The 22,563-nt window shown below is 70.0% G+C and carries 24 protein-coding genes; 14 read left to right on the forward strand and 10 right to left on the reverse strand.

The features are described from left to right. Positions 1–23 precede the first annotated feature (23 nt). Positions 24–467, reverse strand: coding sequence for a hypothetical protein (locus tag OG252_RS20610; protein WP_266434660.1), 444 nt, complete (start codon positions 465–467; stop codon positions 24–26). A gap of 312 nt (positions 468–779) precedes the next feature. On the opposite strand from OG252_RS20610, the gene OG252_RS20615 reads away from it, so the two are divergent. After that, entirely contained in the window at positions 780–3,347 is a 2,568-nt protein-coding gene (locus tag OG252_RS20615; protein ID WP_443068498.1) for an FG-GAP-like repeat-containing protein, read from the forward strand. A gap of 51 nt (positions 3,348–3,398) precedes the next feature. On the opposite strand, the gene OG252_RS20620 is transcribed toward OG252_RS20615, so the two are convergent. Then, positions 3,399–3,785 (reverse strand): hypothetical protein, encoded by a 387-nt coding sequence (locus OG252_RS20620; protein ID WP_266434664.1) that lies wholly within the window; start codon positions 3,783–3,785, stop codon positions 3,399–3,401. A gap of 175 nt (positions 3,786–3,960) precedes the next feature. Here OG252_RS20620 and OG252_RS20625 point away from each other — a divergent pair, with 175 nt between their 5' ends. Then, positions 3,961–4,455 carry a DUF1877 family protein gene (locus OG252_RS20625; protein WP_266434666.1) on the forward strand — a complete coding sequence of 165 codons (495 nt, stop codon included), beginning with the start codon at positions 3,961–3,963 and terminating at the stop codon, positions 4,453–4,455. A gap of 6 nt (positions 4,456–4,461) precedes the next feature. On the opposite strand, the gene OG252_RS20630 is transcribed toward OG252_RS20625, so the two are convergent. The 3 genes from OG252_RS20630 to OG252_RS20640 form a co-directional block, all read right to left on the reverse strand. Then, entirely contained in the window at positions 4,462–5,028 is a 567-nt protein-coding gene (locus OG252_RS20630) for a hypothetical protein (protein ID WP_329337810.1), read from the reverse strand. 76 nt (positions 5,029–5,104) lie between these two features. After that, positions 5,105–5,620: a hypothetical protein gene (locus tag OG252_RS20635; RefSeq protein WP_329337812.1), complete on the reverse strand. Its 516-nt coding sequence runs from the start codon at positions 5,618–5,620 to the stop codon at positions 5,105–5,107. 99 nt (positions 5,621–5,719) lie between these two features. Further along, entirely contained in the window at positions 5,720–7,360 is a 1,641-nt protein-coding gene (locus OG252_RS20640) for a beta-N-acetylhexosaminidase (protein ID WP_329337813.1), read from the reverse strand. Between the two features lie 198 nt (positions 7,361–7,558). Between OG252_RS20640 and OG252_RS20645 the strand changes: the two genes are divergently transcribed. From OG252_RS20645 to OG252_RS20675, 7 genes are all read left to right on the forward strand, one after another. Then, positions 7,559–8,137, forward strand: a complete 579-nt coding sequence (locus tag OG252_RS20645) for a 2-oxo-4-hydroxy-4-carboxy-5-ureidoimidazoline decarboxylase (RefSeq protein ID WP_266434675.1) — start codon at positions 7,559–7,561, stop codon at positions 8,135–8,137. Between the two features lie 191 nt (positions 8,138–8,328). Next, positions 8,329–8,709: a succinate dehydrogenase, cytochrome b556 subunit gene (gene sdhC, locus OG252_RS20650; RefSeq protein WP_266434677.1), complete on the forward strand. Its 381-nt coding sequence runs from the start codon at positions 8,329–8,331 to the stop codon at positions 8,707–8,709. Between the two features lie 7 nt (positions 8,710–8,716). Further along, entirely contained in the window at positions 8,717–9,199 is a 483-nt protein-coding gene (locus tag OG252_RS20655) for a succinate dehydrogenase hydrophobic membrane anchor subunit (protein WP_266434679.1), read from the forward strand. A 24-nt stretch (positions 9,200–9,223) separates the two neighbouring features. Beyond that, entirely contained in the window at positions 9,224–10,978 is a 1,755-nt protein-coding gene (gene sdhA, locus OG252_RS20660; RefSeq protein WP_329337817.1) for a succinate dehydrogenase flavoprotein subunit, read from the forward strand. After that, positions 10,978–11,757 (forward strand): succinate dehydrogenase iron-sulfur subunit, encoded by a 780-nt coding sequence (locus OG252_RS20665; RefSeq protein WP_266434683.1) that lies wholly within the window; start codon positions 10,978–10,980, stop codon positions 11,755–11,757. The genes sdhA and OG252_RS20665 overlap by 1 nt, the downstream gene beginning before the upstream one ends. 145 nt (positions 11,758–11,902) lie before the next feature. Further along, a complete protein-coding gene (locus OG252_RS20670) occupies positions 11,903–12,478 on the forward strand; it encodes a hypothetical protein (protein ID WP_266434685.1) in 576 nt (191 codons plus the stop codon). A 35-nt stretch (positions 12,479–12,513) separates the two neighbouring features. After that, positions 12,514–12,771 carry a hypothetical protein gene (locus tag OG252_RS20675; RefSeq protein ID WP_329337820.1) on the forward strand — a complete coding sequence of 86 codons (258 nt, stop codon included), beginning with the start codon at positions 12,514–12,516 and terminating at the stop codon, positions 12,769–12,771. Here the strand turns inward: OG252_RS20675 and OG252_RS20680 are convergent. The 4 genes from OG252_RS20680 to OG252_RS20695 all read right to left on the reverse strand — a co-directional run bounded on the left by OG252_RS20680 (position 12,768) and on the right by OG252_RS20695 (position 17,096). Next, on the reverse strand, positions 12,768–13,685 hold the full coding sequence (locus OG252_RS20680) for a hypothetical protein (protein ID WP_329337821.1): 918 nt from the start codon (positions 13,683–13,685) through the stop codon (positions 12,768–12,770). The two genes, OG252_RS20675 and OG252_RS20680, sit on opposite strands and share 4 nt — an antisense overlap. A 66-nt stretch (positions 13,686–13,751) precedes the next feature. Continuing rightward, positions 13,752–16,208 carry a DUF4132 domain-containing protein gene (locus tag OG252_RS20685; protein ID WP_329337823.1) on the reverse strand — a complete coding sequence of 819 codons (2,457 nt, stop codon included), beginning with the start codon at positions 16,206–16,208 and terminating at the stop codon, positions 13,752–13,754. Then, the gene (locus tag OG252_RS20690) at positions 16,208–16,600 is read right to left on the reverse strand and encodes a hypothetical protein (RefSeq protein ID WP_266434693.1); all 393 of its coding nucleotides are present in this window, start codon (positions 16,598–16,600) and stop codon (positions 16,208–16,210) included. The genes OG252_RS20685 and OG252_RS20690 overlap by 1 nt, the downstream gene beginning before the upstream one ends. A gap of 55 nt (positions 16,601–16,655) precedes the next feature. After that, positions 16,656–17,096: a hypothetical protein gene (locus tag OG252_RS20695; protein ID WP_266434695.1), complete on the reverse strand. Its 441-nt coding sequence runs from the start codon at positions 17,094–17,096 to the stop codon at positions 16,656–16,658. A 150-nt stretch (positions 17,097–17,246) separates the two neighbouring features. Here OG252_RS20695 and OG252_RS20700 point away from each other — a divergent pair, with 150 nt between their 5' ends. The 5 genes from OG252_RS20700 (at position 17,247) to OG252_RS20720 (ending at position 20,136) form a co-directional block, all read left to right on the forward strand. After that, positions 17,247–17,657: a VOC family protein gene (locus OG252_RS20700; RefSeq protein ID WP_329337826.1), complete on the forward strand. Its 411-nt coding sequence runs from the start codon at positions 17,247–17,249 to the stop codon at positions 17,655–17,657. 105 nt (positions 17,658–17,762) lie between these two features. Then, positions 17,763–18,158, forward strand: coding sequence for a hypothetical protein (locus tag OG252_RS20705; RefSeq protein WP_266434697.1), 396 nt, complete (start codon positions 17,763–17,765; stop codon positions 18,156–18,158). Further along, positions 18,155–18,679, forward strand: coding sequence for a thiol-disulfide oxidoreductase DCC family protein (locus tag OG252_RS20710; protein ID WP_266434699.1), 525 nt, complete (start codon positions 18,155–18,157; stop codon positions 18,677–18,679). The genes OG252_RS20705 and OG252_RS20710 overlap by 4 nt, the downstream gene beginning before the upstream one ends. Positions 18,680–18,689: 10 nt before the next feature. Further along, entirely contained in the window at positions 18,690–19,436 is a 747-nt protein-coding gene (locus OG252_RS20715; protein ID WP_266434701.1) for a TetR/AcrR family transcriptional regulator, read from the forward strand. 91 nt (positions 19,437–19,527) lie between these two features. After that, a complete protein-coding gene (locus OG252_RS20720; protein ID WP_266434704.1) occupies positions 19,528–20,136 on the forward strand; it encodes a Uma2 family endonuclease in 609 nt (202 codons plus the stop codon). On the opposite strand, the gene OG252_RS20725 is transcribed toward OG252_RS20720, so the two are convergent. After that, entirely contained in the window at positions 20,129–22,537 is a 2,409-nt protein-coding gene (locus OG252_RS20725; RefSeq protein ID WP_329345172.1) for an MMPL family transporter, read from the reverse strand. The two genes, OG252_RS20720 and OG252_RS20725, sit on opposite strands and share 8 nt — an antisense overlap. Positions 22,538–22,563: the final 26 nt, after the last annotated feature.

Below are 22,563 nucleotides of genomic sequence, written 5' to 3' on the forward strand. Positions count from 1 at the left end.
GCGGCCCGGGTGGTGTGGCCATCTCACGCCACGACCCGCCGTGACCGGCCGTGCAGCGTGAGGTAGAAGGTCCGCAGCGACTCCTCGGGACCGCCGGTGTCGAAACGGTTGCGGACCTTGCCGAGCGGGTTCCAGACCCGCCCGTCCGGCATGCGTACGCCGACCGGCTGGGCGAAGTACCCGCGCTGGTCGGCGTCGAGGTCCACCCACACCGCTCCCGCGCGACGGACGAGCACCTCACCGACGTACGCCCCGAGCCCGAGCAGCGTCTCGCGCGCCCGCTCCCGGTCGGCGCCGCCCTTGCGCAGTCCGTCGATCAGGAAGTCGACGACGCGCAGGCTGGCCACGGAGTAGTCCAGCGGCAGGCGGTTACGTGCGGTGACGCGGGCGACGAAGGCCGTCGCGTGCGGCCTCATCTCCCGTGCGCACGGCCCGGGTTCGTCTCTCGTGCCCATGTCCTTGTCCATGTCGGCCCCCTTCGGTCGGTCGGTCTCGGGAGCTCCCGCCTCCGGCCACTCCCCCCTCTTGACCAAGCGGATACCGCCTCACAAACATCACTGACCGCTTCCATCCCAACTGTTCGGTGACGTCCGGCCGGGTCTGTGCGCTGTCCAAGTGGGACCTGTGTGACAGGTGCCTTTTTCATGTCCATTTGTGTAGGGGTGGGGTAGTTGAGTCCTCGCAAGACCCATGCGTACAGACCGTTGAGTGTGCGACGAAGAGCCTGGCTGACGGTCGGAGCCGTCGTCCTGAGCGGTGCGGGCGTCGTCACGTACGCGATGGCCGATCAGCCCGCGCGGTCCGACGCCAAGGGCCAGGGGCGTGCACCGGCCGTCCACACCCTGAAGCTCAGGAACGAGGGCGGAGGCCGCAAGGGGCTCGCCAAGCAGGAGACGAACCGTTTCAGCGCGGTCCTGGTAACCTGGGACGACCCGGAAGCCGGCGCCAAGGGCACGCCCCAGGTACGCACCCGGGACCTGGAGACCGGCAAGTGGTCCGGCTGGCAGAAGCTGACGGTCGAGCCGAGCCAGGCGGACGGCGCGGAGGGCGAGCGGGCGGCCCTGCGCGGCGGCACGGAATCGATGTGGACCGGTGACGCCGACGGCATCGAGGTGCGCGTCGTGGCGGCGGACGGCACGGAGGCGGGCGGGCAGCCGGCCGGCATGGACGTGCGGCTGCTGGATCCGGGGACCGATCCGAAGCGGACCGCGGCGTCCGGCCTGGAGCCGGCCGCGTTCGTGGCGGAGACCACCACGCCGACGCCCACCGATTCGGTGACCGTCACGCCCACCGACCCGGCCTCCGCCTCTCCGTCTGCGTCTACGTCTACGTCGGCCTCGGCGTCTGCGTCTGAGTCGGCTTCGGCCTCCCCGTCGGTGACGGCCTCCCCGACCCCCACCCCCACCGTCCCGGCCCCCCGCCCCTCGACCGTCGTCAAGCCGCCGGTCATCACCCAGGCCCAGTGGGGCGCCTCGACGGACTACGACGGCACGCCGGAGTACGGCGCCGAGATCAAGGCCGCCGTCGTCCACCACACCGGCGTGGACAGCGACAACACCCTGTCCTGCGCGAAGTCCGCCTCGCGGCTGCGGTCCATCCAGCAGGACCACTTCGCCCGCGGCTACTTCGACATCGGCTACAACTTCGTCGTCGACAGGTGCGGCCAGATCTTCGAGGGCCGCAGCGGCGGCATGGAGCTGCCGGTGATCGGCGCGCACGACGCCGGCTTCAACACCAACACGCTCGGCATCTCCTACATCGGCAACTTCGAGTCGGCCCAGCCCAGCAAGGCCGCCCTCGACGCGATCGCCCGGGTCGTCGCCTGGAAGTTCGGGATGTACGGCATCGACCCGACCGGCAAGGTGACGCTGACCTCCGGCGCGAAACAGGGCTACAGCGGCAACAAGATCCCGCTGGACCAGCAGGTCACGCTGCCGCGCGTCTTCGGCCACCGGGACACCAACGCCACGGCCTGCCCCGGCGCCAACCTCTACCCGAAGCTCTCCCGCATCGCCACGCTCGCCAAGACCCCGGGCATCTCGCACGCCCTGGCCACCTCCGACTACAACCGGGACGGCGTCACCGACCTGGTCGCGGGCGTCCCCCGGGCCAACGCGGTGAAGGTCATCCCCGGCAGCCTCGACGGCCCGGTCCCCGCCGCGAAGGTCGCGCTCTCCCAGAACAGCCCCGGTGTCCCCGGCGCCACCGAGACGGGTGACGGCTTCGGTACCTCCACCGCCTGGGGCGACGTCAACGGCGACGGCCACGCCGACCTCGCCATCGGCGCCCCCGGCGAGGACGACACCCTCGGCACCGACCGCGGCCAGGTCGCCGTCATGTACGGCCCGGCCCTCAACACCGGCTTCTCGTACAGCACTTCAGGGATCACGGCGACCGGCGCCAAGCTCGGCTCGGCCGTCACCGTCGGCGACTTCAACGCGGACGGCAAGGCGGACGTCTTCGCGGCCGGCAGCGGCAAGGGCGGCAACTGGAACGTCCGGCTGGGCAGCGGCAAGTACCAGTACGGCGCGCTCACCTCCGCCACCGGCTCGGTCGCCTACCTGGACGCCGCGACCGGCGACTTCAACCGGGACGGCTACGCGGACGTCGCCCTCAACTACCGCGACACCGGCGGCATCGGCCGCGTGGTCCGCTTCGCGGGCTCGGCGACCGGCCTGACCAAGGCCGGGGTGATCTCCGTCAGGGGCGGCCGCTCCATCGCCGCGGGCGACGTCAACGGCAACGGCTACGACGACATCGTCATCGGCCAGCCGGTGGCGTCCGAGTCGGGCGGCATCTCGGGCGGCCAGATCACCATGGTCCCGGGCACGTCGACGGGCTTCACGACGACCGGCCTGACGACGGTCCACCAGGACACGACGGGCGTCCCCGGCGGCAACGAGTCCGGCGACACCTTCGGCGCCTCGGTCTCGGTCGGCGACTACAACGCCGACGGTTACGCGGACGCCCTCGCCGGCGCCCCCGGCGAGGACCTCTCCCGCGACGGCGTGAACCGTGCCGACGCGGGCAACGCGATCCTGGTCAAGGGCAGCGCCTCCGGCCTCACCGGTTCCGGCTCGGTCGGCGTCTCCCAGGACACGTCCGTCATCCCGGGCGCCACGGAGACCGGCGACCGCCTCGGCTCGTCCGTGACCCTCGCGGACCTGTCCGGCTACGGCCGCGCGGACCTGACGTTCGGCGCCGACGGCGAGGACGGCACCGACGGCATCCTCCTGCACCTGCCGAACAACAGCACGGGCCTCGGCTACGCCGACTCCGTCATCTACAGCAGGACCACACTGGGCACCCCGACGGACGGCCGTCTGGGCCAGACCCTGACGCCGTAGCCACCGGCCCGAGACACGTGACCGTCCGGCCGCCGCGTCCCGGCCGGACGGTCACTTCCCTGCCGTCGCGTCCCGGCACAGCAGCCGCAGCGACCCGTCCCCGGCGAAGCACCGCCGTGCCTCGTCCATCGGGTCCCACAGCCGGTTGTCGGGGGTGCGGATCCAGTGGTCGCCGCCCGAGGCCCACCACTCGGCACCGGTCTGACGGACGACCACCTCACCGGCGTAGGCCCCGAGTCCGCGCAGCACGGTCTCCACGGCGGCGTACGGCGCCCCGTCCCGCCGTATCTCCTCGATCATCCGGTCGACGCTCCACAGACTCTGCGCCGAGTAGTCGAGCCGCAGCCGCGCCCCCTCGCGCAGGGTGGCCACCACGTCCGCCGCCCACCGCACGGGCTTGGTCGCGGCGGAGGGCCTGGTCTCCTGATTGGTCGTCACAGTCGTCACATCGGGAAAAGCGTGGTGGGGCGGTGTTTCGTCACCCGGATCAGGAGGCTTTCCGCAACCGGTGCAGGACCGCCCCACCGCCGCCCCACGACAGTCACAGGACTCTCTCAGGAATGAGGTTTACCCGGGTGTGACAGTTCGCCGCTCCCGCGCGCTCCTCTCTCTGATGAACACGTACTTCCATTTCCGCGCGGTGCCGCCCCCGGCCCTGCGCAACAGCGCGACCTGGTTCCAACGACTGTTCGACGACGACTGGGACTCCGTGCGGGAGCGGATCGGCCGGCACCGGGAGGAGGTGCTGGACCAGCGGTACCTCGACCACGAGCTCCTCTACTCCGGCATCCCCCCGAACCACGCGCCGGACGGCCCTCCCTGCCAGGTGGTCCTGGGCGGCCGCCCGGTGTTCCACCCCGACGCGGCCCAGCCACCGTTCCTGCTGCTCACCGCGGCCCACACGGCCCGGGTCGCCGCCTACCTCACCGCGGCCGACTTCGACGACCTGTGGCAGGGCACCCGCGAGAGACTCCTGCAGCCGTACGCCGAGCCGGACGCGGAGCCCGAAGTGCGGGCCGCCTTCGCCGCGACCCACCGGGACCTGACCGCGTTCTACAAGCAGACGGCCCTGTACGGGGACGCGGTGGTCAAGTGGCTGATGCTCTGAGCGGCGTCAACGCCGCTTCCGGGACCGCCGCGACACCACCGCGCGCAGCACGCGCCGCCCCTCGGTCGACACCTCCAGCGCCCGCCGTACGCCGCCCGCGCCGTGTTCGGCGAGCAGCTCCAGGACGGTGATCTGGCGGCGCAGTTCGGCGGCGACGAGGGGCGACACGCCCTCCGTACGGCCCTCGCGGGGGGCGTCGACCGAGGACGCCAGGCCGGCGGAGGGGTCGAGGAGGCGGTGGATGTGCAGGGCGGCGACGGAACAGCCGTCGGCCCACACCCGTACCCCGGCGGCGGACCGTTCGGCCGGGGCGGCCTCGAGCATCCGGCGGGCCAGCAGCGCGGCCTCGTCCCCGGCGGACTCCGCGGGGCCGGCGCCGGCGAGCTTGTCGCGCACCTGGGCGATGCGCACGCCCCAGTCGCCGCCGTCACCGCCGTCCGCGAGGTCGGCCCACAGCGGCCGCAGCACCTCGTCGTCCCCGCCCAGCAGGGGCAGACACCGGTCCAAACAAGCCAGCCCACTGGCCGCCAGTCCGCGTTCGTCGGCCTGAGCGATCAGTTCCACCAGGCTCATTCCACGCTCCCTCGCCAGGCGGTCGTCCCTAACGGAGCCCGCACTTCCCCTTACTGCGCGCGACGGCCCGGGAGTGTCACAGGGGCACCACGCCGAGCCGGTCGAGCAGCCGGAAGAACAGGTTTTCGGCCAACACGTCCGACGCGGGGTCGGAGTCGGCGGTCAGCACGTCGACCACCGGCTCGGCGACGACCTCGTGCCCCGCCTCCAGCGCCCACGCGACGGCCCGCTCGGCGGCGTCCCGGGGCTCCAGGAAGTAGTCCTCCAGGGTCAGCCCCTCCCGGTCGGCACCGAGATACGTGGCCATGGCCGCCCGGCCCAGACAGCTCGTCCACGCCCCGCTCTCGGGCCCCGCCGCCTCCACGACCACGGTCGCGCTGTCCATGACGTACCCGAAGAGCGCGGGCGCGCCGGTCTCCACGGCTAGCCCGTTCATGCTCCCGACGTCGCCGTCACCGCTCGGGTACTCCCACACCTGCCACCCGCCCGGCGCCGACGCCCGTAACGACATGCCCTTGACGCCGGACAACGCCTCCAGTTCCGCGAGCGGCCGCTCCCCGCGACCGACGACGAAGTACCCCCAGTAACCCATTCCGGTTCCCCCCGGCTGCTCTCCGTACGGCTCCGCCCGAATACACCACATTCGTACGGCCGTTCGCAGCCGGACGGGACAATCCGCCCCGATCCGGGTTCAGCCGAGCCGGTCCGCGAGCGCCTTGAACTGCGACCACGACAGCTCCGGCTTCCCCGGGTCCCACAGCTTCTGGACCATCGCCCTGAGCGGCATCCGGATCCCGGCCGCGACCTGCGCCTGGGTCTGCGAGTTCGGCAGGTCGCCCCACACCGCGAAGACCCCGCCGAGGATCTGGTCGTCGTACTTCGCCGGAACCGGCTGCGTGCCGCGCACGACGAGCGGCGTCCACTGCTCGTAGATCCGCTGCCCGGTCGGATAGACGAAGGTCAGCGGCTCCCCGAGGACGTAGTACAGGAACTCGTCGTTGTAGTTGATCAGCTTCCGCCCCTCGCTCAGATACGCGGTCGGCAGCCGCGCCCCGATCTCCTTGCCCGTCCAGTACGCGACCTGGATGTCCGCGTCGGCCTTGACGGACGTACCGGCGAAGAACCCGTCGTTCCAGGCGCGGGGGGTCTTGTCGTGGGCGCGGACCGTGTCGGCGCGGTCGTTGAGCCAGCCGGTGGTGAGGTCCTCGACGCTCGCGCCGGAGCCGAACGCCTCGCGGGCGGCGGAGGCGAGCTGCGGATAGGACGCCTCGGGGTCGGACACCACCAGCGCCTGGTACTCGTCGCCGCCGAGGTGCCACTGGTCGCCGGGGAAGAGATCCGCGAACTCGTTCAGCAGGTCGTCGACGATCTCGGCGGCGTCCGGATCGGAGATGTCCACCGCCCCGCGCGTGGCCACGCCCTGCGTGTTGCGCAGCTGGAGGTCCGGGTGGGCGGCGATCACGGCGCCCAGATGCCCCGGCGAGTCGATCTCCGGCACCACGGTGATGTGCCGGCTCGCGGCGAGCGCGACGATCTGCCTGACCTGCGCCTTCGTCAGATGCTCCTGGGACACGACCTCCGGGTGGGAGTCGGACTCGATCCGGAACCCCTGGTCGTCGGAGAAGTGCAGCCCCAGCTGGTTGATCTTCAGATCGCCGAGTTCCCGGACCCGGTCCTCGATCCAGTCCGCGGTGAAGTGCTTGCGCGCGATGTCCAGCTGGAACCCGCGCACCGGCTTGGCCGGCTCGTCCCGCACGACGCCCTCCGGCGCCGTACCGCCGCCGTGCACCTCCTGCTTGAGCGTGCGCGTGCCGTAGAACACCCCCGCGTCCGCGGGCCCGCTGATCGTCACCCGCCCGCCGCGCACGGTCATGGTGTACGACTCCGGATCCGCGCCCTCGTCGTCATTGAGCGCCAGCCGTACGTCCCCGGCGCGCACGTCGCCCTGCTGCCCCGCGTACGTCAGCCCCAGCTCGCCGGCGAGCAGCCGCCCCTCGTCGGCGAGGTCCCCGTCGCTGACCACGACCCGCTCACCCTTGTCCGGCGTCCAGCCGGGCCCGCGCGCCGGGGTGTGGGTGCGGACGGCGGGGATGGTGCGGGGCGGCTGCGAGAGCGGATAGGAGCGGGTGGGGGAAGGACTCGGGGTCTTGGAGGCGGACGACGACCCGCCCTCGGAAGCGGTGGGGGACGGCTGCTGCTGCGCCGACCCCACGGGCTCACCGCCGTCGCCGTCGCCGTCAGTGGCCAGCAGGCCGAGGCCCACCCCGGCCGCGACCGTCACGACCACCACCGCGACGATCAGCACCCACGTCTGCTTCAACGCGCTCTTCACCGGTGTCCTGCGACTGTGCTGACTCCGCCTGTGCTGACTCACAGCGACAACGCTAGGCCCTCGGGTGACCCGGACGCGTCCACCACACGTTCTGAAACTCTCCCGTTCGGATGAAATTCGGGCATCGGTCGGACACACGATGTCCGCTCTCGATAGCGTGGTGCCACATATCTCACATCATCCTCTGCCGAAACCCACGTGACGCCCCCACACCTTCCTGGCCGAGTGGCCATACCCTCGCTGCCCGAGCAGACCCGGGACACGCCCGGCTCGCCTGCCCCGCTGGAGCACTTCAACACCGCTCCCGCCGAGGAGATCCGCCACACCCTCCTCACCTGCCTCCACAGCCTCCGCTGGGCCACCCGCGTCGCCGCCCACCGCCCCTACCCCAACCTCGACTCCCTCCTCGCCGCATCGGACGAGGCGGCGTACGACCTGACACCGGGCGACCTGGCCGAGGCGCTGGCAGCCGAGACGCTGCCGGTACTGCCGGACGACGCGTACCGGGCGGCGCACATGGCACTGGGGGCGGCGCATGCGGCGTACGAGACGAAGTTCGGACACGTGTTCGCCATTTGCCTGGACGGGGTTCCCCCTTCGGAGGCCGCCGACCAACTCCTGGCAGCCATCCGGTCACGATTGACAAACGATCCGGAGGAGGAGCGAGTGGTGACCGCAGAGGAACTCCGGCGCCTCGCAAGGGGCCGTCTGGTGACGTCTCTCAGGGGCGCGGGGAACTGCGCGACCAGCCCCAACGCGCCCGCACCCGGCAAATAAGCGGACACTCCACCCCATAACCCGCAAACGCTAACCCATACGCGTGCCACTTTGATCACACCCTCACACCCCGGCGAAGCCCAGCGGCAGCGTCTCGCTACGATGCTGGGGGCCGGTGGACCGTACCCGGCCGGGCCCGTCCGACACAGAAGCCGGCGCGGCCCCAATCCCCGCTCCCGGAGGGTTCTTCCGTGCCGGCTGGAACGCTGTACCGCGGCCGGGAAGGAATGTGGTCCTGGGTGGCTCATCGAGTCACCGGCGTCCTCATCTTCTTCTTCCTGTTCGTTCATGTGCTGGACACTGCGCTCGTCCGTGTCTCCCCCGAGGACTACGACAACGTCGTAGCCACCTACAAGACGCCGCTCGTGGCCGTGTTGGAGTACGGCCTCGTCGCCGCCATCCTCTTCCACGCGCTCAACGGCCTGCGTGTCATCGCCGTCGACTTCTGGTCGAAGGGCCCGCGCTACCAGAAGCAGATGCTCTGGACCGTCGTGGGCGTGTGGGTCGTGCTGATGATCGGGGCGATCTACCCCGTCCTCGGCCACGCCTACCGTGAACTGTTCGGGAGCTGACGCGCATATGTCCACCACCGAAACCGCCGCGTCCGGTATCGGCCCTGTCGAGGGCGAGTCCCTCTACAGCGTCGACAACCCGGCCCCCCTCATCGAGGCCCCGCGTCAGCGCACGAGGAAGACCCCGAAGTCGACGCGGGGCAACTTCGAGATGGCCGCGTGGCTGTTCATGCGGCTGTCGGGCATCGTCCTGGTCGTCCTGGTCATCGGCCACCTGCTGATCCAGCTGGTGCTGGACGGCGGCGTCTCCAAGATCGGCTTCGCCTTCGTGGCGGGCCGCTGGGCGTCCCCGTTCTGGCAGGTCTGGGACCTGCTGATGCTGTGGCTGGCGATGCTGCACGGCGCCAACGGCCTGCGCACAGTCATCAACGACTACGCGGAGCGCGCGAACACCCGCCTGTGGCTGAAGGGCCTGCTCTACACCGCCACGGTGTTCACCATCCTGCTGGGCACGCTGGTGATCTTCACCTTCGACCCGAACATCCGCTAGGCACGGGGCTGAGGTAATCCACCCATGAAGATCCACAAGTACGACACCGTCATCGTCGGCGCCGGCGGCGCCGGTATGCGCGCCGCCATCGAGTCGACGAAGCGCAGCCGCACCGCCGTGCTGACCAAGCTCTACCCCACCCGCTCCCACACGGGCGCCGCGCAGGGCGGCATGGCCGCCGCGCTGGCCAACGTGGAGGAGGACAACTGGGAGTGGCACACCTTCGACACGGTCAAGGGCGGTGACTACCTGGTCGACCAGGACGCCGCCGAGATCCTGGCGAAGGAGGCCATCGACTCGGTCCTCGACCTGGAGAAGATGGGCCTGCCGTTCAACCGCACCCCGAACGGCACCATCGACCAGCGCCGCTTCGGCGGACACAGCCGCAACCACGGTGAGGCCCCGGTCCGCCGCTCCTGCTACGCGGCCGACCGCACCGGTCACATGATCCTCCAGACGCTGTACCAGAACTGCGTCAAGGAGGGCGTGGAGTTCTTCAACGAGTTCTACGTCCTGGACCAGCTGATCACCGAGGTCGACGGCGTCAAGCGCTCGGCCGGTGTCGTCGCCTACGAACTGGCGACCGGCGAGATCCACGTCTTCCAGGCGAAGGCCGTGATCTACGCGTCCGGCGGCTGCGGCAAGTTCTTCAAGGTGACGTCGAACGCGCACACGCTGACGGGCGACGGCCAGGCCGCCGTGTACCGCCGTGGGCTGCCGCTGGAGGACATGGAGTTCTTCCAGTTCCACCCGACCGGCATCTGGCGCATGGGCATCCTGCTGACGGAGGGCGCCCGTGGTGAGGGCGGCATCCTCCGCAACAAGGACGGCGAGCGCTTCATGGAGAAGTACGCGCCGGTGATGAAGGACCTGGCGTCGCGAGACGTCGTGTCCCGCTCCATCTACACGGAGATCCGGGAAGGCCGCGGCTGCGGTCCCGAGGGCGACCACGTCTACCTCGACCTCACCCACCTCCCGCCGGAGCAGCTGGACGCCAAGCTCCCGGACATCACCGAGTTCGCGCGCACCTACCTGGGCATCGAGCCGTACACGGACCCGATCCCGATCCAGCCCACCGCGCACTACGCGATGGGCGGCATCCCGACGAACGTCGAGGGCGAGGTCCTCGCCGACAACACGACGGTCGTCCCGGGCCTGTACGCGGCCGGCGAGGTCGCCTGCGTCTCCGTCCACGGGGCGAACCGCCTCGGCACCAACTCGCTGCTGGACATCAACGTCTTCGGCAAGCGGGCTGGCATCGCGGCGGCGGAGTACTCGCAGAAGGCGGACTACGTCGAGCTGCCCGAGAACCCGGCGGAGCTCGTGGTCGCGCAGGTCGAGCGCCTGCGCGACGCCACCGGCACCGAGCGGGTCTCGGTCCTGCGCCGCGAGCTGCAGGAGACCATGGACGCGAACGTCATGGTGTTCCGCACCGAGCAGACGATCAAGACGGCCGTGGAGAAGATCGCGGAACTGCGCGAGCGCTACCTGAACGTCTCGATCCAGGACAAGGGCAAGCGGTTCAACACCGACCTGCTGGAGGCCGTCGAGCTCGGCAACCTCCTGGACCTGGCCGAGGTCATGGCCGTGTCCGCCCTGGCGCGCAAGGAGTCCCGCGGCGGTCACTACCGCGAGGACTACCCCAACCGCGACGACGTCAACTTCATGCGCCACACCATGGCGTACCGCGAGGTGGGCGACGACGGCACCGAGTCCATCCGTCTCGACTACAAGCCGGTCGTCCAGACCCGCTACCAGCCGATGGAGCGTAAGTACTGATGGCAACCCCGACCCTGGACAAGGCGGACGCGGCCGGCACACCCGAGCCCGGCTTCGCCGACTCCCCGTACATCACGGCGACCTTCCGCATCCGTCGCTTCAACTCCGAGGTCTCGGCCGAGGCGACCTGGGAAGACTTCCAGGTGGAGATCGACCCGAAGGAACGCGTCCTCGACGCCCTCCACAAGATCAAGTGGGAACTGGACGGCACGCTGACCTTCCGCCGCTCCTGCGCGCACGGCATCTGCGGCTCGGACGCCATGCGGATCAACGGCAAGAACCGCCTCGCCTGCAAGACCCTGATCAAGGACCTCAACCCCGAGAAGCCGATCACGGTGGAGGCCATAAAGGGCCTCACGGTCCTGAAGGACCTGGTCGTGGACATGGACCCGTTCTTCCAGGCGTACCGCGACGTGATGCCCTTCCTCATCACGAAGGAGACGAACGAGCCCACGCGCGAGCGTCTCCAGACGGCCGAGGACCGCGAGCGCTTCGACGACACGACGAAGTGCATCCTGTGCGCGGCCTGCACGTCCTCGTGCCCGGTCTTCTGGAACGACGGCCAGTACTTCGGCCCGGCCGCCATCGTCAACGCCCACCGCTTCATCTTCGACTCGCGCGACGACGCGGCGGAGCAGCGACTGGAGATCCTGAACGACCGCGACGGCGTCTGGCGCTGCCGGACGACGTTCAACTGCACGGACGCGTGCCCGCGTGGCATTGAGGTCACGAAGGCGATCCAGGAAGTGAAGAGGGCGCTTATTACGCGCCGCTACTGATCTTTTTCGAATGCATCAGGGCTCTGTTTCCGTACCTCTGGAAACAGAGCCCTCATGCATTTCTGGCGCAATTTCGCCCTCTACTGAATTAGTGATTCCGTCTGTCACACTCCGGGCACAAAGCCCAACGGGTGGGGGGCGGTTAATGGAACACAGGAAAGAACCGAGCACATGGCCGCGTGTTCCGTATCCGCTCGGATACGCGGAAGCGTCGGTCTCGACGCAAACGGTGGCCGCGCCACTGCTCACCGCGGCGTCGCTGTCCCTGCTCGGTGTGGTGCTCGTGGACGGCAACGATTTCCGGTGGCCCGGGGCAACGCTGCTCCTCGTGGTCACGGCCTCCATCTCGTTGATCGGGAGCATTCAGCTCGGGGCGGACGCCCGCAGGTTCCTGTACAACAGGCAGACGCTCGAGGCCTGGTACACCCCGGAGGAACTGGATCGTGGGCCCCTTGCACAGGTCGAGCAAGAAGCGCACTTCATCGTGTGGAAAGTGCGCAACCAGCGTGCGGTGATCGCCTTCAACAGCGGAACGATGCTGCTCGTCTTCGCCGTGTCGTCGGCACTGATTCCTTCCGGTGATGATCACGCCGTGTGGCACTGGATTGCCACGGGCCTGGCGTTGGCGGCAGCTCTCGTCGAGGCCTGGTGGATGTTCCACCTCCACCGGGAGTTCAGGCAGAAGAACAAACCCAAATCGCTGGACGGAGGCACGAACTGATGCTTTACGACGTGACGCTGCCAGGTGAGGCACCTGTGACGCATCTGTGTCCCGGCTGCGAGCGGCCCTTCGGAGGCTCCTTCCGGCGCAAGCAGATCGACGATTGGAGCGCCGCCGTCGAGCAGGGGGAGGCCACGGCGCGGGCATATCTCGAGCGATCCGGAGCCCTGACGTTGGCCCACACGGCCGTGTGCGACTTCAAGGGTCTGCCGCTCGCCGTCCTCGCCCTCTGCCCGCGCGAAGAACTCGTGGCCCACTACTACAAGGCTCGAGCGGTTCTCGGCGACAGTTAGGGCGCTGCGGAGTCGCCTCTGTCCGGCCGGGCCCTCACCCCTGGGTGGTCGTAGGTACGGTCCTGGTGCCGCAGCCCGGCGAACAGATCCGATACCTCGGAGAACACCTCCTCCTCGCTCGTCCGGTCACGGGGCAGCGGATAGTGCAGTGCGTCGAGCAGATCGAAGCGATGCAGGTCGTACACCACATGCATCAGCCCCGAGTACGCCTGCGCCACTGTCACCGCCCCCTTGTACGCGACCGCCGCCAGCAGCACTCCGGCACCGCACAGCCACCAGGCGGACGGTTCGTCGTACAGGGCGGTGACACCCGTGAGCGTGAGGGCGAGGAAGGACCAGCAGAGGTTGACGGCTGTGTCGAGGGCGTCGCGGGTGGAGCGGAGCACCTCGGCCATGCGGTCGGAGACCTGGAGGTATATGCGTGGCCAGGAGGTCAGCGTGGTGAGGCCGTAGCGTTCTCCGGCGCTCAACTCTCCGGCGCGCAGGGCGTTTCCCAGAGCCGTGGGCAGCAGGACCTCGGCCGGCGGTCGGGCGGCCAGGCGGCGGCGTGCGTCGGCCTGTACGCGCAGGCCGCTGTCCCCGGCCGCCGACCGCTGAGTCCGCCGACGCAACGCCTGCCAGCGTCTGTGCTGGACCCGCGCCAGCATCCCGGCCAGCCCGGCCGTCAGCGACCAGCGGTCCCAGTAGCCCTCCAGAACACGCACCGCACGCACCTGGAACGGCTGCAGCAGCAGACCGAGCAGGGACGCGCAGACGGTGATCGTCGCGATGACGCCGACCGCCGTGCCAGGCCGCTGCGGCCATACGGCGTTCCAGTCGCTGCGCCCGGAGAAACTTCCCGCCCGCACCAGCGCAAGCACCCCGGCGACGAACAGCGCGCACGGCGCGAACTGCACCGACAGCACCCGTCGCACGAAGCCCGTCCTCCCCAAACGCCCCTCAGCGCTCTTCAGTATGGGGGCTTGGGGATCTCGGCTTCCCTACAGCTGACTCAGGATCGTCGGATCCGTGATCTCCGTGTCGTCGGCCAGCATCATCGCCTTGCTGAGGATGACCGCCAGCATCCGGTCCCCCTCGTACGGCAGGTACCCGCCCTGCGGTGAACCCCCGTTGGACTTCGGGACGATGCACAGGTAGCGGTCGTCCGGGGTCATGAGGATGTTGCCCGAGCCGAGGTGGATCTTGTAGGTGTGGCGTTCGCCCTTCACGTGGAGGAAGCGGCCCTCCAGGGTGCAGCGGTCGGCTATCGCCAGGCGGGGGACGAGGCGGTCGAGGAGGAGTCGGCGGGTCTGGGCGCTCTGGTTGAGGTCGCCGAAGCCGTACGACGTCCAGTACTCGCGGAAGCGGCCGTCGGGGCCGCCGTCCTGCCAGGTCGGGTCGTTGCCGACGCTGGCCACGCCGACGAAGAGGTCGACGTCGCGCAGGACTTCGGAGAGGACCAGGGGTGGGATCGTATCCAGGGGCAGCGGGTCCACCGGGTCCGACCCGTCGCGCAGCCACATGCCGTACTCGCCGCCGTAGCAGTGCGCAGAGTTGTGCGGGGCGTCGATCGGGTAGAACCGGACCTGGTCGGTGCGCAGGCGGAGGTAGCTGCCGGAGTCGGTGGTGTCGATGCCGTACTCCTCGCCGTCGCCCTCGATCCAGTACTCGGCGCGCAGGCCCCACTGCGGTAGTTCGCGGGTGGCCGGTGGTGCCTCGTCGTCGACGCACAGGCGGAGTTTGTTGCGCCAGCCGCGGACCGCCGCCAGGGAGTGGAACTGGTGCTGGCGGAGGAAGTGGGCCGCGAAGCGGTTCGAGTAGGTGGCTGTGGAGCGCTCGGCGTCCGTGAGGAGGTACACCTCGCGGTGAGCCTGCTTGAACGGCTGGGTGATCTCGTGGCGTTCCAGCCAGTCGCGCCAGGCGACGATCTCGGCGGGTTCGTGCCCGACGGGGTGCCAGAGCCGGACCTCGTGGCCGGTGCGGACCGGGTCGTCGGTGAGGGTGCGCAGTTCGCCGTCGGCGTGGCCGACCGTGACGCCGTCCACGGTCCACAGGAGACGGCGGGCCAGGGTGCCGACCAGGGGATGGTCGAGGTAGCGCTCGCGCCAGGTGGCGTACGGCCACGTCCGGCGGGCCAGGAACTGGCGGTCCAGGCGCTCGGTCTGGGCCGAGAGCATCTTGTCGACGTCCTTGACGGCGGCCTTGAGTTCCGTGAGCTCGTCCGGGTGGTCGCGCCGGACGGACGCGGGCACGCTTTTGACCGCCTTGCCGGTGGTGTTGCGCCAGGTCAACAGGGCTTTGGAGCCGTGCACTTCGAGCAGGGCGGTGGCCTCTCCCAGCCGGTACTCGGCGCGGCCGACCTCGGTGAGCCCGTAGGCCGGTACGGCCAGTTCCTCGATCTCCTCGCGGCCGAGGCCCAGCGCGACGGCCCGTTCCTCCAGGGCCGAGTCGAGGAGCTTGGCGGTGTTCTTGTACGTCACCCGGGTGGCCAGGCGGGCGAGTTCTGCGAGGGCGGGCTCGCTGTCGATGCGGGCGAGCGCGATGACACCGGCGTTGGCGACCTTGGGGTTGCGCGGGCCGAGCCCGGCGACCTTCTTCAGCGAGGTCTCGACGAGGGCACCGAGGGCACGGGGCGTGTCGGGGTGCGGGGGCAGGACGGAGAGCAGCCACGCCAGGCCGCGCAGGGCGTTGGCGTTGTAGGGGTCGTAGGCGTTGTTGAGGTTCGCCTCGTACGCCCGCAGGTCCAGCGGGAGGGTGCGGGGGCGGCCGACGAGGGTCAGCCAGGACAGCACGGTCTCGCGGACGCGGTCGGGGCCGAGGGTGTCGACGAGGGCGGCGGCCCGCTTGTCCCACCTGGCTGTGGGTTTGGACGCGGTGGCGGTGGCGGCATGGGCGAGCAGGGCCTGCCCGTCGGCATCGGCGGTGTCCCGCATGGCCTGCTCGGCCCACGCCTCACCCACGTTGAGGACGGGCTCGGTCAGCTTCTTCGCCAGGGAGACCAGTTCGTCCAGGCAGTATCTGTCCTGGGCGGAGCGGCGGACGACGGCCACGACGGCGGGAGACAGCGCCCGGCCGGCGGCCCACTCCGCCTCGGCCAGGAGATCGAAGAGCGTCGCGGACCACAGAGAGTACTGCCGGCCCAGGTCGTCGAGGGTCTTGCGACGCTCGGCCGCCAGGGGATCGTCGTCCAGTCCGTCGGCGGCGAGGGCGTACAAGGTCAGGGCGTTGCACCGGCTCTCCGTCTCGTCACCGACCGACGGGAAGCGCTCGGCCACCGCGTGCACCAGCTCGCGGCGCCGCTCGGCGGGCAGCTCCCGAAGCTCGCCGAGCACCTCTTCCCAGCCTCCGGTCCAGTAGGCCTGGTTGTCGACCAGCGCCTTCATCGCCTCGTCGGCGACCCGGTCCATGTCTTGGGCGGCGATGTGCCGGCGCAGCAGACGCACGCGAGAGCTGTGCATCAGCCACCCACCAGGGGGACGAGCTTCAGGAACGTGACCTCGGTGCCGAGCGCCAGCTCGATCTGTTCGTCCGGGTCCGTGACCTGGCGGTCTCCGACCAGCACGAGGAAGCCGTTGCCGGCGAAGGCCTTCAGCGCCAGCTCGGTCTGCGCCTCGGGGTCTATCCGCCGCGGCGTCCGCAGCGCGTACCCGTTCAACACCCGCTCGGCGTCCTCGGGCCGCACCAGCCCCTGGAACACCCCCGGCGTACGCGCGTTGAACTCGGCGACCTCCTGGAACACCCGCCGCCGGATCAACTCGCGCACGGTGAGCCGCTCCTCGGCGATCTCGAGCCCCCAGCCGTCAGTGCGGCTCCCGCTTGTCGTCTCGTCGACGAACGTCACGATTCCCATGCCGCCGACAGTACGAGGCACCACTGACAACGCCCCCGGACACGGCATGCACCGGTCACTTCGGAAGGGGCTTGCTCCACTCCCGCGCATCCGCCCTGCGCATCAGCTCCACCGCCGCCGCCGCGTCTTCGGTCACCAGCGGATGCACGAGTTCGACGTAACGGAGCTGGCCGGCCAGGGACTTCCGCATCTGCCTGAGGCTGCGGGCGCTGAACGAGACACCGCCGGGCTTCTCGACGGCGCCCGCGGCGACCGCCAGCTTCTCGACGCTCACCTTGCACAGGGTGGAGGACGTCTCGCGGCACGCGTGGATCTCGACGTAGCCGTCCCACAGCCCCAGGACGACCTCGTACTTCACGCCGGAACCGGTGTAGGTCGCGACGGCGACGGGCAGGCCCGACTCCCGTTCGCCCGGACCCTCGAGACCCAGTCTCTCCGCGACGCCGGCACAGGTCTCACGCACCTCCGCGAAGAAGACCTTGACCCCTGGAACCATTCACGCCCCCCGCTGCAACCATCCACGCCCCCGCGCCTCGGCCCTGACGACGCCTCAGCGTAGCGGCGGAAGGGGCGGCGTCTGGGCCCAATGAGTGACCCCGCGGTCAGCCCGCCCGGTCAGAGGCGCCTCCGCACCTAATCTGATGGCATGTCAGATGACGAGTCGTACGAACTGCTCGGTTTCGACAACCTCCTCCTGCCCGTCGGGGACCTCGCGGAGGCCGTCGGGTTCTACGAGCGCGCCGGGTTCACGGTGGGGTTCCGGTTCGACGAGGGCGGGATCGCGCTGCTCAAGGTCGGGGGTGAGACGCCCGGGATCCTGCTCAAAGAGGAGGACGGTTTCGGCCACCGTCCGCCCCCCTGGCCCTGCACGCGCGCGTGGCTGGAGGTACCGGACGCGCGCCGCGCCGCCAAGGAACTGGCCGCCGCGGGCATCACCCCGCTCGACGAGCCCCTCTCGATCGCCACCGGCTGGACCGTCGAGATCGCCGATCCGTGGGGGAACGTCATCGGGTTCACGGACTACAGCAAGCGGCCGGCGCTCGCGCGCAGGGCGTGACGCAGATCCCATGACCCCTCCCCGACAAGGGAGTTGAACACGTTCAAATACGGGACTACAGTCTTTCCCGTCAGCGTTTTGAACGCGTTCAAGAAGGGGTGGGGCATGGACCGCACCGTCATCGCCTACGTCATCTACCTGCTGGTCAGCATCGGGCTGACCGTCTGGGTGGCCCGCACGCTCAGCCGCAACGGACGCGTCTTCCTCGCCGACGTGCTGCGCGGCAACGAGAGCCTCGCCGACGCCGTCAACCACCTCCTGGTGGTCGGCTTCTACCTCGTCAACCTCGGCTTCGTCGCGCTCTACCTGAGCGGCGACGAGACCATCCAGGACACCCGCCAGATCTTCGAGGCCCTGTCGACCAAGCTGGGCGTGGTGCTGCTGGTGCTCGGCGTCATGCACCTGGGCAACGTGTACGTGCTCAACCGGATCCGGCGGCGGAGCGTCATGGAGCGGGAGCAGGTGCCGCCGGTCGCACCGCAGGACTGGGTCCGGGCATGAGCACCGCGACGCCCGCCGAGGACCGGGGCACCACGCGTGTCCCGGTCCGCCGGCTCACCGTCCTGTACGACGCCGAGTGCTCCCTGTGCGCCTTCCTGCGCGACTGGCTCGTACGGCAGCCGCAGCTGGTGCCGCTGGAACTGGTCCCCGCCGGGTCGGACGAGGCCCGGCGGCGCTTTCCCGGGCTCGACCACCGGGCCACCCTGGACGAGATCACCGTCGTGGGGGACGCGGGCCAGGTCTACCGCGGCGCCGCCGCCTGGATCGTCACCCTGTGGGCCCTGCGCGCGCACCGGCCGCTCGCGCACCGCCTGAGCACGGCGTCCGGGGCGAGGCTCGCCAAGGGCGCGGTGCTCGCCGCGGCCAAGTGGCGCGGGGCGCAGTGGCACGGACAGCGGGCGAACGCGGGCCAGTGGAGCGGCAAGGTGTACCACCGCGCGGACGGGTGGGCGTACGACTCCGCCCGGGGATGGACGTACAGCCCCCCTGCCTGCGACAGCGGTACCTGCGCCACTCGTTAGGCTCCGTTCCGTGCCTGCGAACAACGACGGCCCCGATGAGGGCGGTAACCCGAGCAAGTCCGAGCAGACCCGCGCGCTCATCCTCGAGACGGCGATGCGACTGTTCCAGGAGCGCGGCTACGACAAGACGACCATGCGGGCCATCGCCAAGGAGGCCGGGGTCTCCGTGGGCAACGCGTACTACTACTTCGAGGGCAAGGAGCACCTGATCCAGGGCTTCTACGACCGGATCGCCGCCGAGCACCAGGTGGCGGTCCGGGAGGTCCTGGCCCGGGAGACCGACCTGGAGGCGCGGCTCGCGGGCGTCCTGAGGGTGTGGCTGGACATCGCGACCCCGTACCACGAGTTCGCGGTGCAGTTCTTCAAGAACGCCGCCGATCCGGACAGCCCGCTCAGCCCCTTCTCCCCCGAGTCGGAGCACGCGCGCGTGGAGGCCATCAGCATCCACCGGCAGGTGCTCGCCGGGGCGAAGACCAAGGTGCCGGAGGAACTGCGGGACGTCCTCCCCGAGTTGATGTGGCTCTCCCAGATGGGGCTCGTGCTGTATTGGATCTTCGACCGCACGGAGGGCCGCGAGCGGAGTTACCGGCTCGCCGAGCGGGGGGCGCGGCTCACCGCGCGGGGCGTGTCACTGGCCCGGTTCCGGGTGCTGCGGCCGCTGGTGCGGGAGGTGCACGAGCTGTTCACGGACTTCCTGCCGGGGATGACGAAGATGATGCCGGATCCGGGGGCGGGGGCGAGAGGGCGGGCGGAGTGATCCACGATCGGGTGAAAGGGATCGAACGGGACACCTCGTATCCGACCTGCCTACGATGATGCTCTCGATACCGGCCCACAGGAGGCACGTGATGTCCGCAGCATCCGTCGAGCGGCCCCACGGCGACCGTCCGCAGATCGCGGAGGCGAACCGAATCATGGACCGCCTTCCGGGGTACCGCGTCGAGATCATCGGAGGCCTGCTCATCGTGTCCCCGCCCCCCAACGTGGCTCACGCCCGCGCTCTGTCCAGGTTGAGGCGACCTTTCTACGCCGCAGGTCTGGATGGCGGCGAAACGGAAGTGCTCGAAGGAGTCGGGCTTTGGCTCCCCGCCGGTGTCGAGGACTACGCGATCCCCGACCTTGCAGTCGTCGATGGTGACATCGAAGATCACCTCGTCGAGAACAACTGTTACGACCCGATCGCCTTCCGTCTCGTCCTGGAGGTCACATCCAGCAACTACCAGAACGATCTCCGCGGCAAGGTCACCGCATACGCCCAGGCAAAGATCCCCGTCTACGTCATCGTCGACCGCCAGCACCAGCGCCTCCACGTCCTGACCGAACCCGCCGGGAACACGTACGCCAACCACCGCGTCCACGCCCCCGGCGAGATCGTCGCCCTGCCCGACTCGATCGGCGCCAAGGTCAGCCTCGACGTGGACGAGATCCTCAAAGCCGGGCAGTCGAAGGCTAGTTGACCGCGTCCACCTCGCCCTCGGCCAGCTCCACGTCACACACCAGCGGCCCGTCCCCGACCTCCACCTGCCGCGCCCGCGACCCGTACGACGGAGCCGTCGTCGCCAGCAGATACGTCCCCGGACCCGGCACCGACACGATGTACGAGCCGTCCGCGAGGGACACCACCCGGTCCAGCTGACGTCCGCCCGCCGACAGCAGCGTCACCGCCGCCTCCGGGACCGGTTCGCCGTCCGCCGTCCGGACGAAGCCGTGGACGACCGAGGCGGGGCCCTTTGCGGCAAGGGCTTCCGAAGAAGCCGCCTCCTCCTTCGGTTCCACCGCCAGATGCGGCAGCCGCTTGTCCAGCCACCCGGGCAGCCACCAGTTGGAGTTGCCGAGCAGGTGCATCGCGGCCGGCACCAGGGCCGTACGCAGGATGAACGCGTCCAGGGCGACCGCGGCGGCCAGTCCGACGCCGGCCATCGCCGCCCCGTAGTCGCCGCTGAGCACGAACGCCATGAAGACGCACACCATGATCAGAGCGGCGGAGTTGATGACGCGGCTGGTCTCCGCCAGCCCCACCCGCACCGCTCGCGCGTTGTCGCGCGTGTGCACCCACTCCTCGTGCATCCGGCTGACCAGGAACACCTGGTAGTCCATGGAGAGGCCGAAGAGCAGGGACAGCATGATGATCGGCAGGAAGGCCGCGATCGGGCCCTCCTGGCCGAGGCCCAGCAGGTTCAGACCCCAGCCCCACTGGAAGATCGCCACCAGGACGCCGAAGGAGGCCGCCGCCGCGATCAGGTTCATCAGCGCGGCCGTCAGGGGGACCACGACGGAGCGGAAGGCGATCAGCAGCAGGACGAAACCGAGGCCGATGATCGTCGCGATGAAGTACGGCAGCCGGTCGGCCGTGACCGAGGCGAAGTCCTTCGAGACCGCTGTCACGCCGCCCACGTGGGCCTGGACGCCCGCCTCCGGGATCACCCGGTCGCGCAGGGTGTCGATGAGGCGGTCGGTCTCCTCGGCCTGTGGTGAGGTGGTCGGGACGACCTGGATGACGGTGACGCCGTTCGCGGGAGGCGCCGAGACGGCCTGGGCGACGCCGTCCGTGTCCCGGATGGTCGCGACCAGACTGTCCCCCGCGTCGCCGTTCACGACCACCTGGAGCGGGCCGTTGAAGCCGGGGCCGAAGCCCTCGGCGAGCAGGTCGTACGCCTGCCTGGTCGTCGTCGACGCGTCGTCGTTGCCCTGGTCGACCGTGCCGAGACGCAGGGACAGCAGGGGCAGGGCGAGGACGGCCATCACGACGACGGCCAGGGCGGCGACCGAGCGCGGGCGGCGCTCGACGGTGGCCGACCAGCGGGCCGCGAGGCCGCTCGTGCGCTCCTCCTCGGGGCCCTGGGCGGCCAGTCGGCGCCGCTGGCGGCGGCTGAGCACACGGTGGCCCAGGAGGCCGAGCATCGCGGGCAGCAGGGTGACGGCCGCGAGCACGCTCAGGACGACGGTGAGCGAGGTGCCGATGACCACGCCGTCCAGGAAGCGCAGGTTCGTCACCAGCATCCCGGCGAGCGCGATGCACACCGTGCCGCCCGCGAACAGCACGGCCCGCCCGGAGGTGTTGAGGGCGGTGACCGCCGCCTCCTCGGGGTCCAGGCCGCGTTGGATGCCCTTGCGGTGCCGGGTGACGATGAACAGGGCGTAGTCGATGCCGACGCCCAGGCCGATCAGCGTGGAGAGCAGGGAAGCCAGTTCGGGCACGTTCGTGACGTGGCTGAGGAGCTGCGTCCCGAACAGTCCGGTGCCCACGCCGAACAGCGCCACCAGGATCGGCAGCAGCATCGCGAAGAACGAGCCGAAGGCCAGGAACAGCACGACGGCCGCCGCGAGGATGCCGACGATCTCGGCGGTGCCGGTCGGCGGCTCCTGCACGCGTGTGATGGCCTGGCCGCCCAGCTCGACCTGGAGGCCGTCGCCGCCGGCGTCCTGCGCGGTGTCGACGACGTCTTCGACCAGGTCCTTGGGTACGGCGTCCGCCTGCGCGGCGAAGGTGACCTGGGCGTACGCGATCCGCCCGTCCTCGCTGATCTGGGCGGCGCCCCGCTCACCGTACGGATCGGTGACCTCGCCGACCCCCTCCATGCCGCGGATCTCCCGCAGCGCGGGTTCTATCCGGGACCGTACGGAGTCGTCCCGTACGGAGCCCTCGTCGACCTTCCACACCACCGTGTCGGTGTCACCCGCGCGCTCCGGGAAGGCCTTCGCCATCAGGTCGTACGCGCGCTTGGAGTCCGTGTTGGGCAGAGAGAAGACCTCCGCGTAGTTCGTGCCCGCGCTCGAACTCGCCGCGCCCAGGCCGAACAGCGCTCCCACCCACAGCAACAGGACCACCAGCCGGTGCCGGTAGCACCAGCGTGCCAGTGTCGCCACGCCAAAAACCCCCTCGT

Origin of the sequence: Streptomyces sp. NBC_01352, assembly GCF_036237295.1 — a bacterium.
GTDB classification, from domain to species: Bacteria; Actinomycetota; Actinomycetes; order Streptomycetales; family Streptomycetaceae; genus Streptomyces; species Streptomyces plumbiresistens.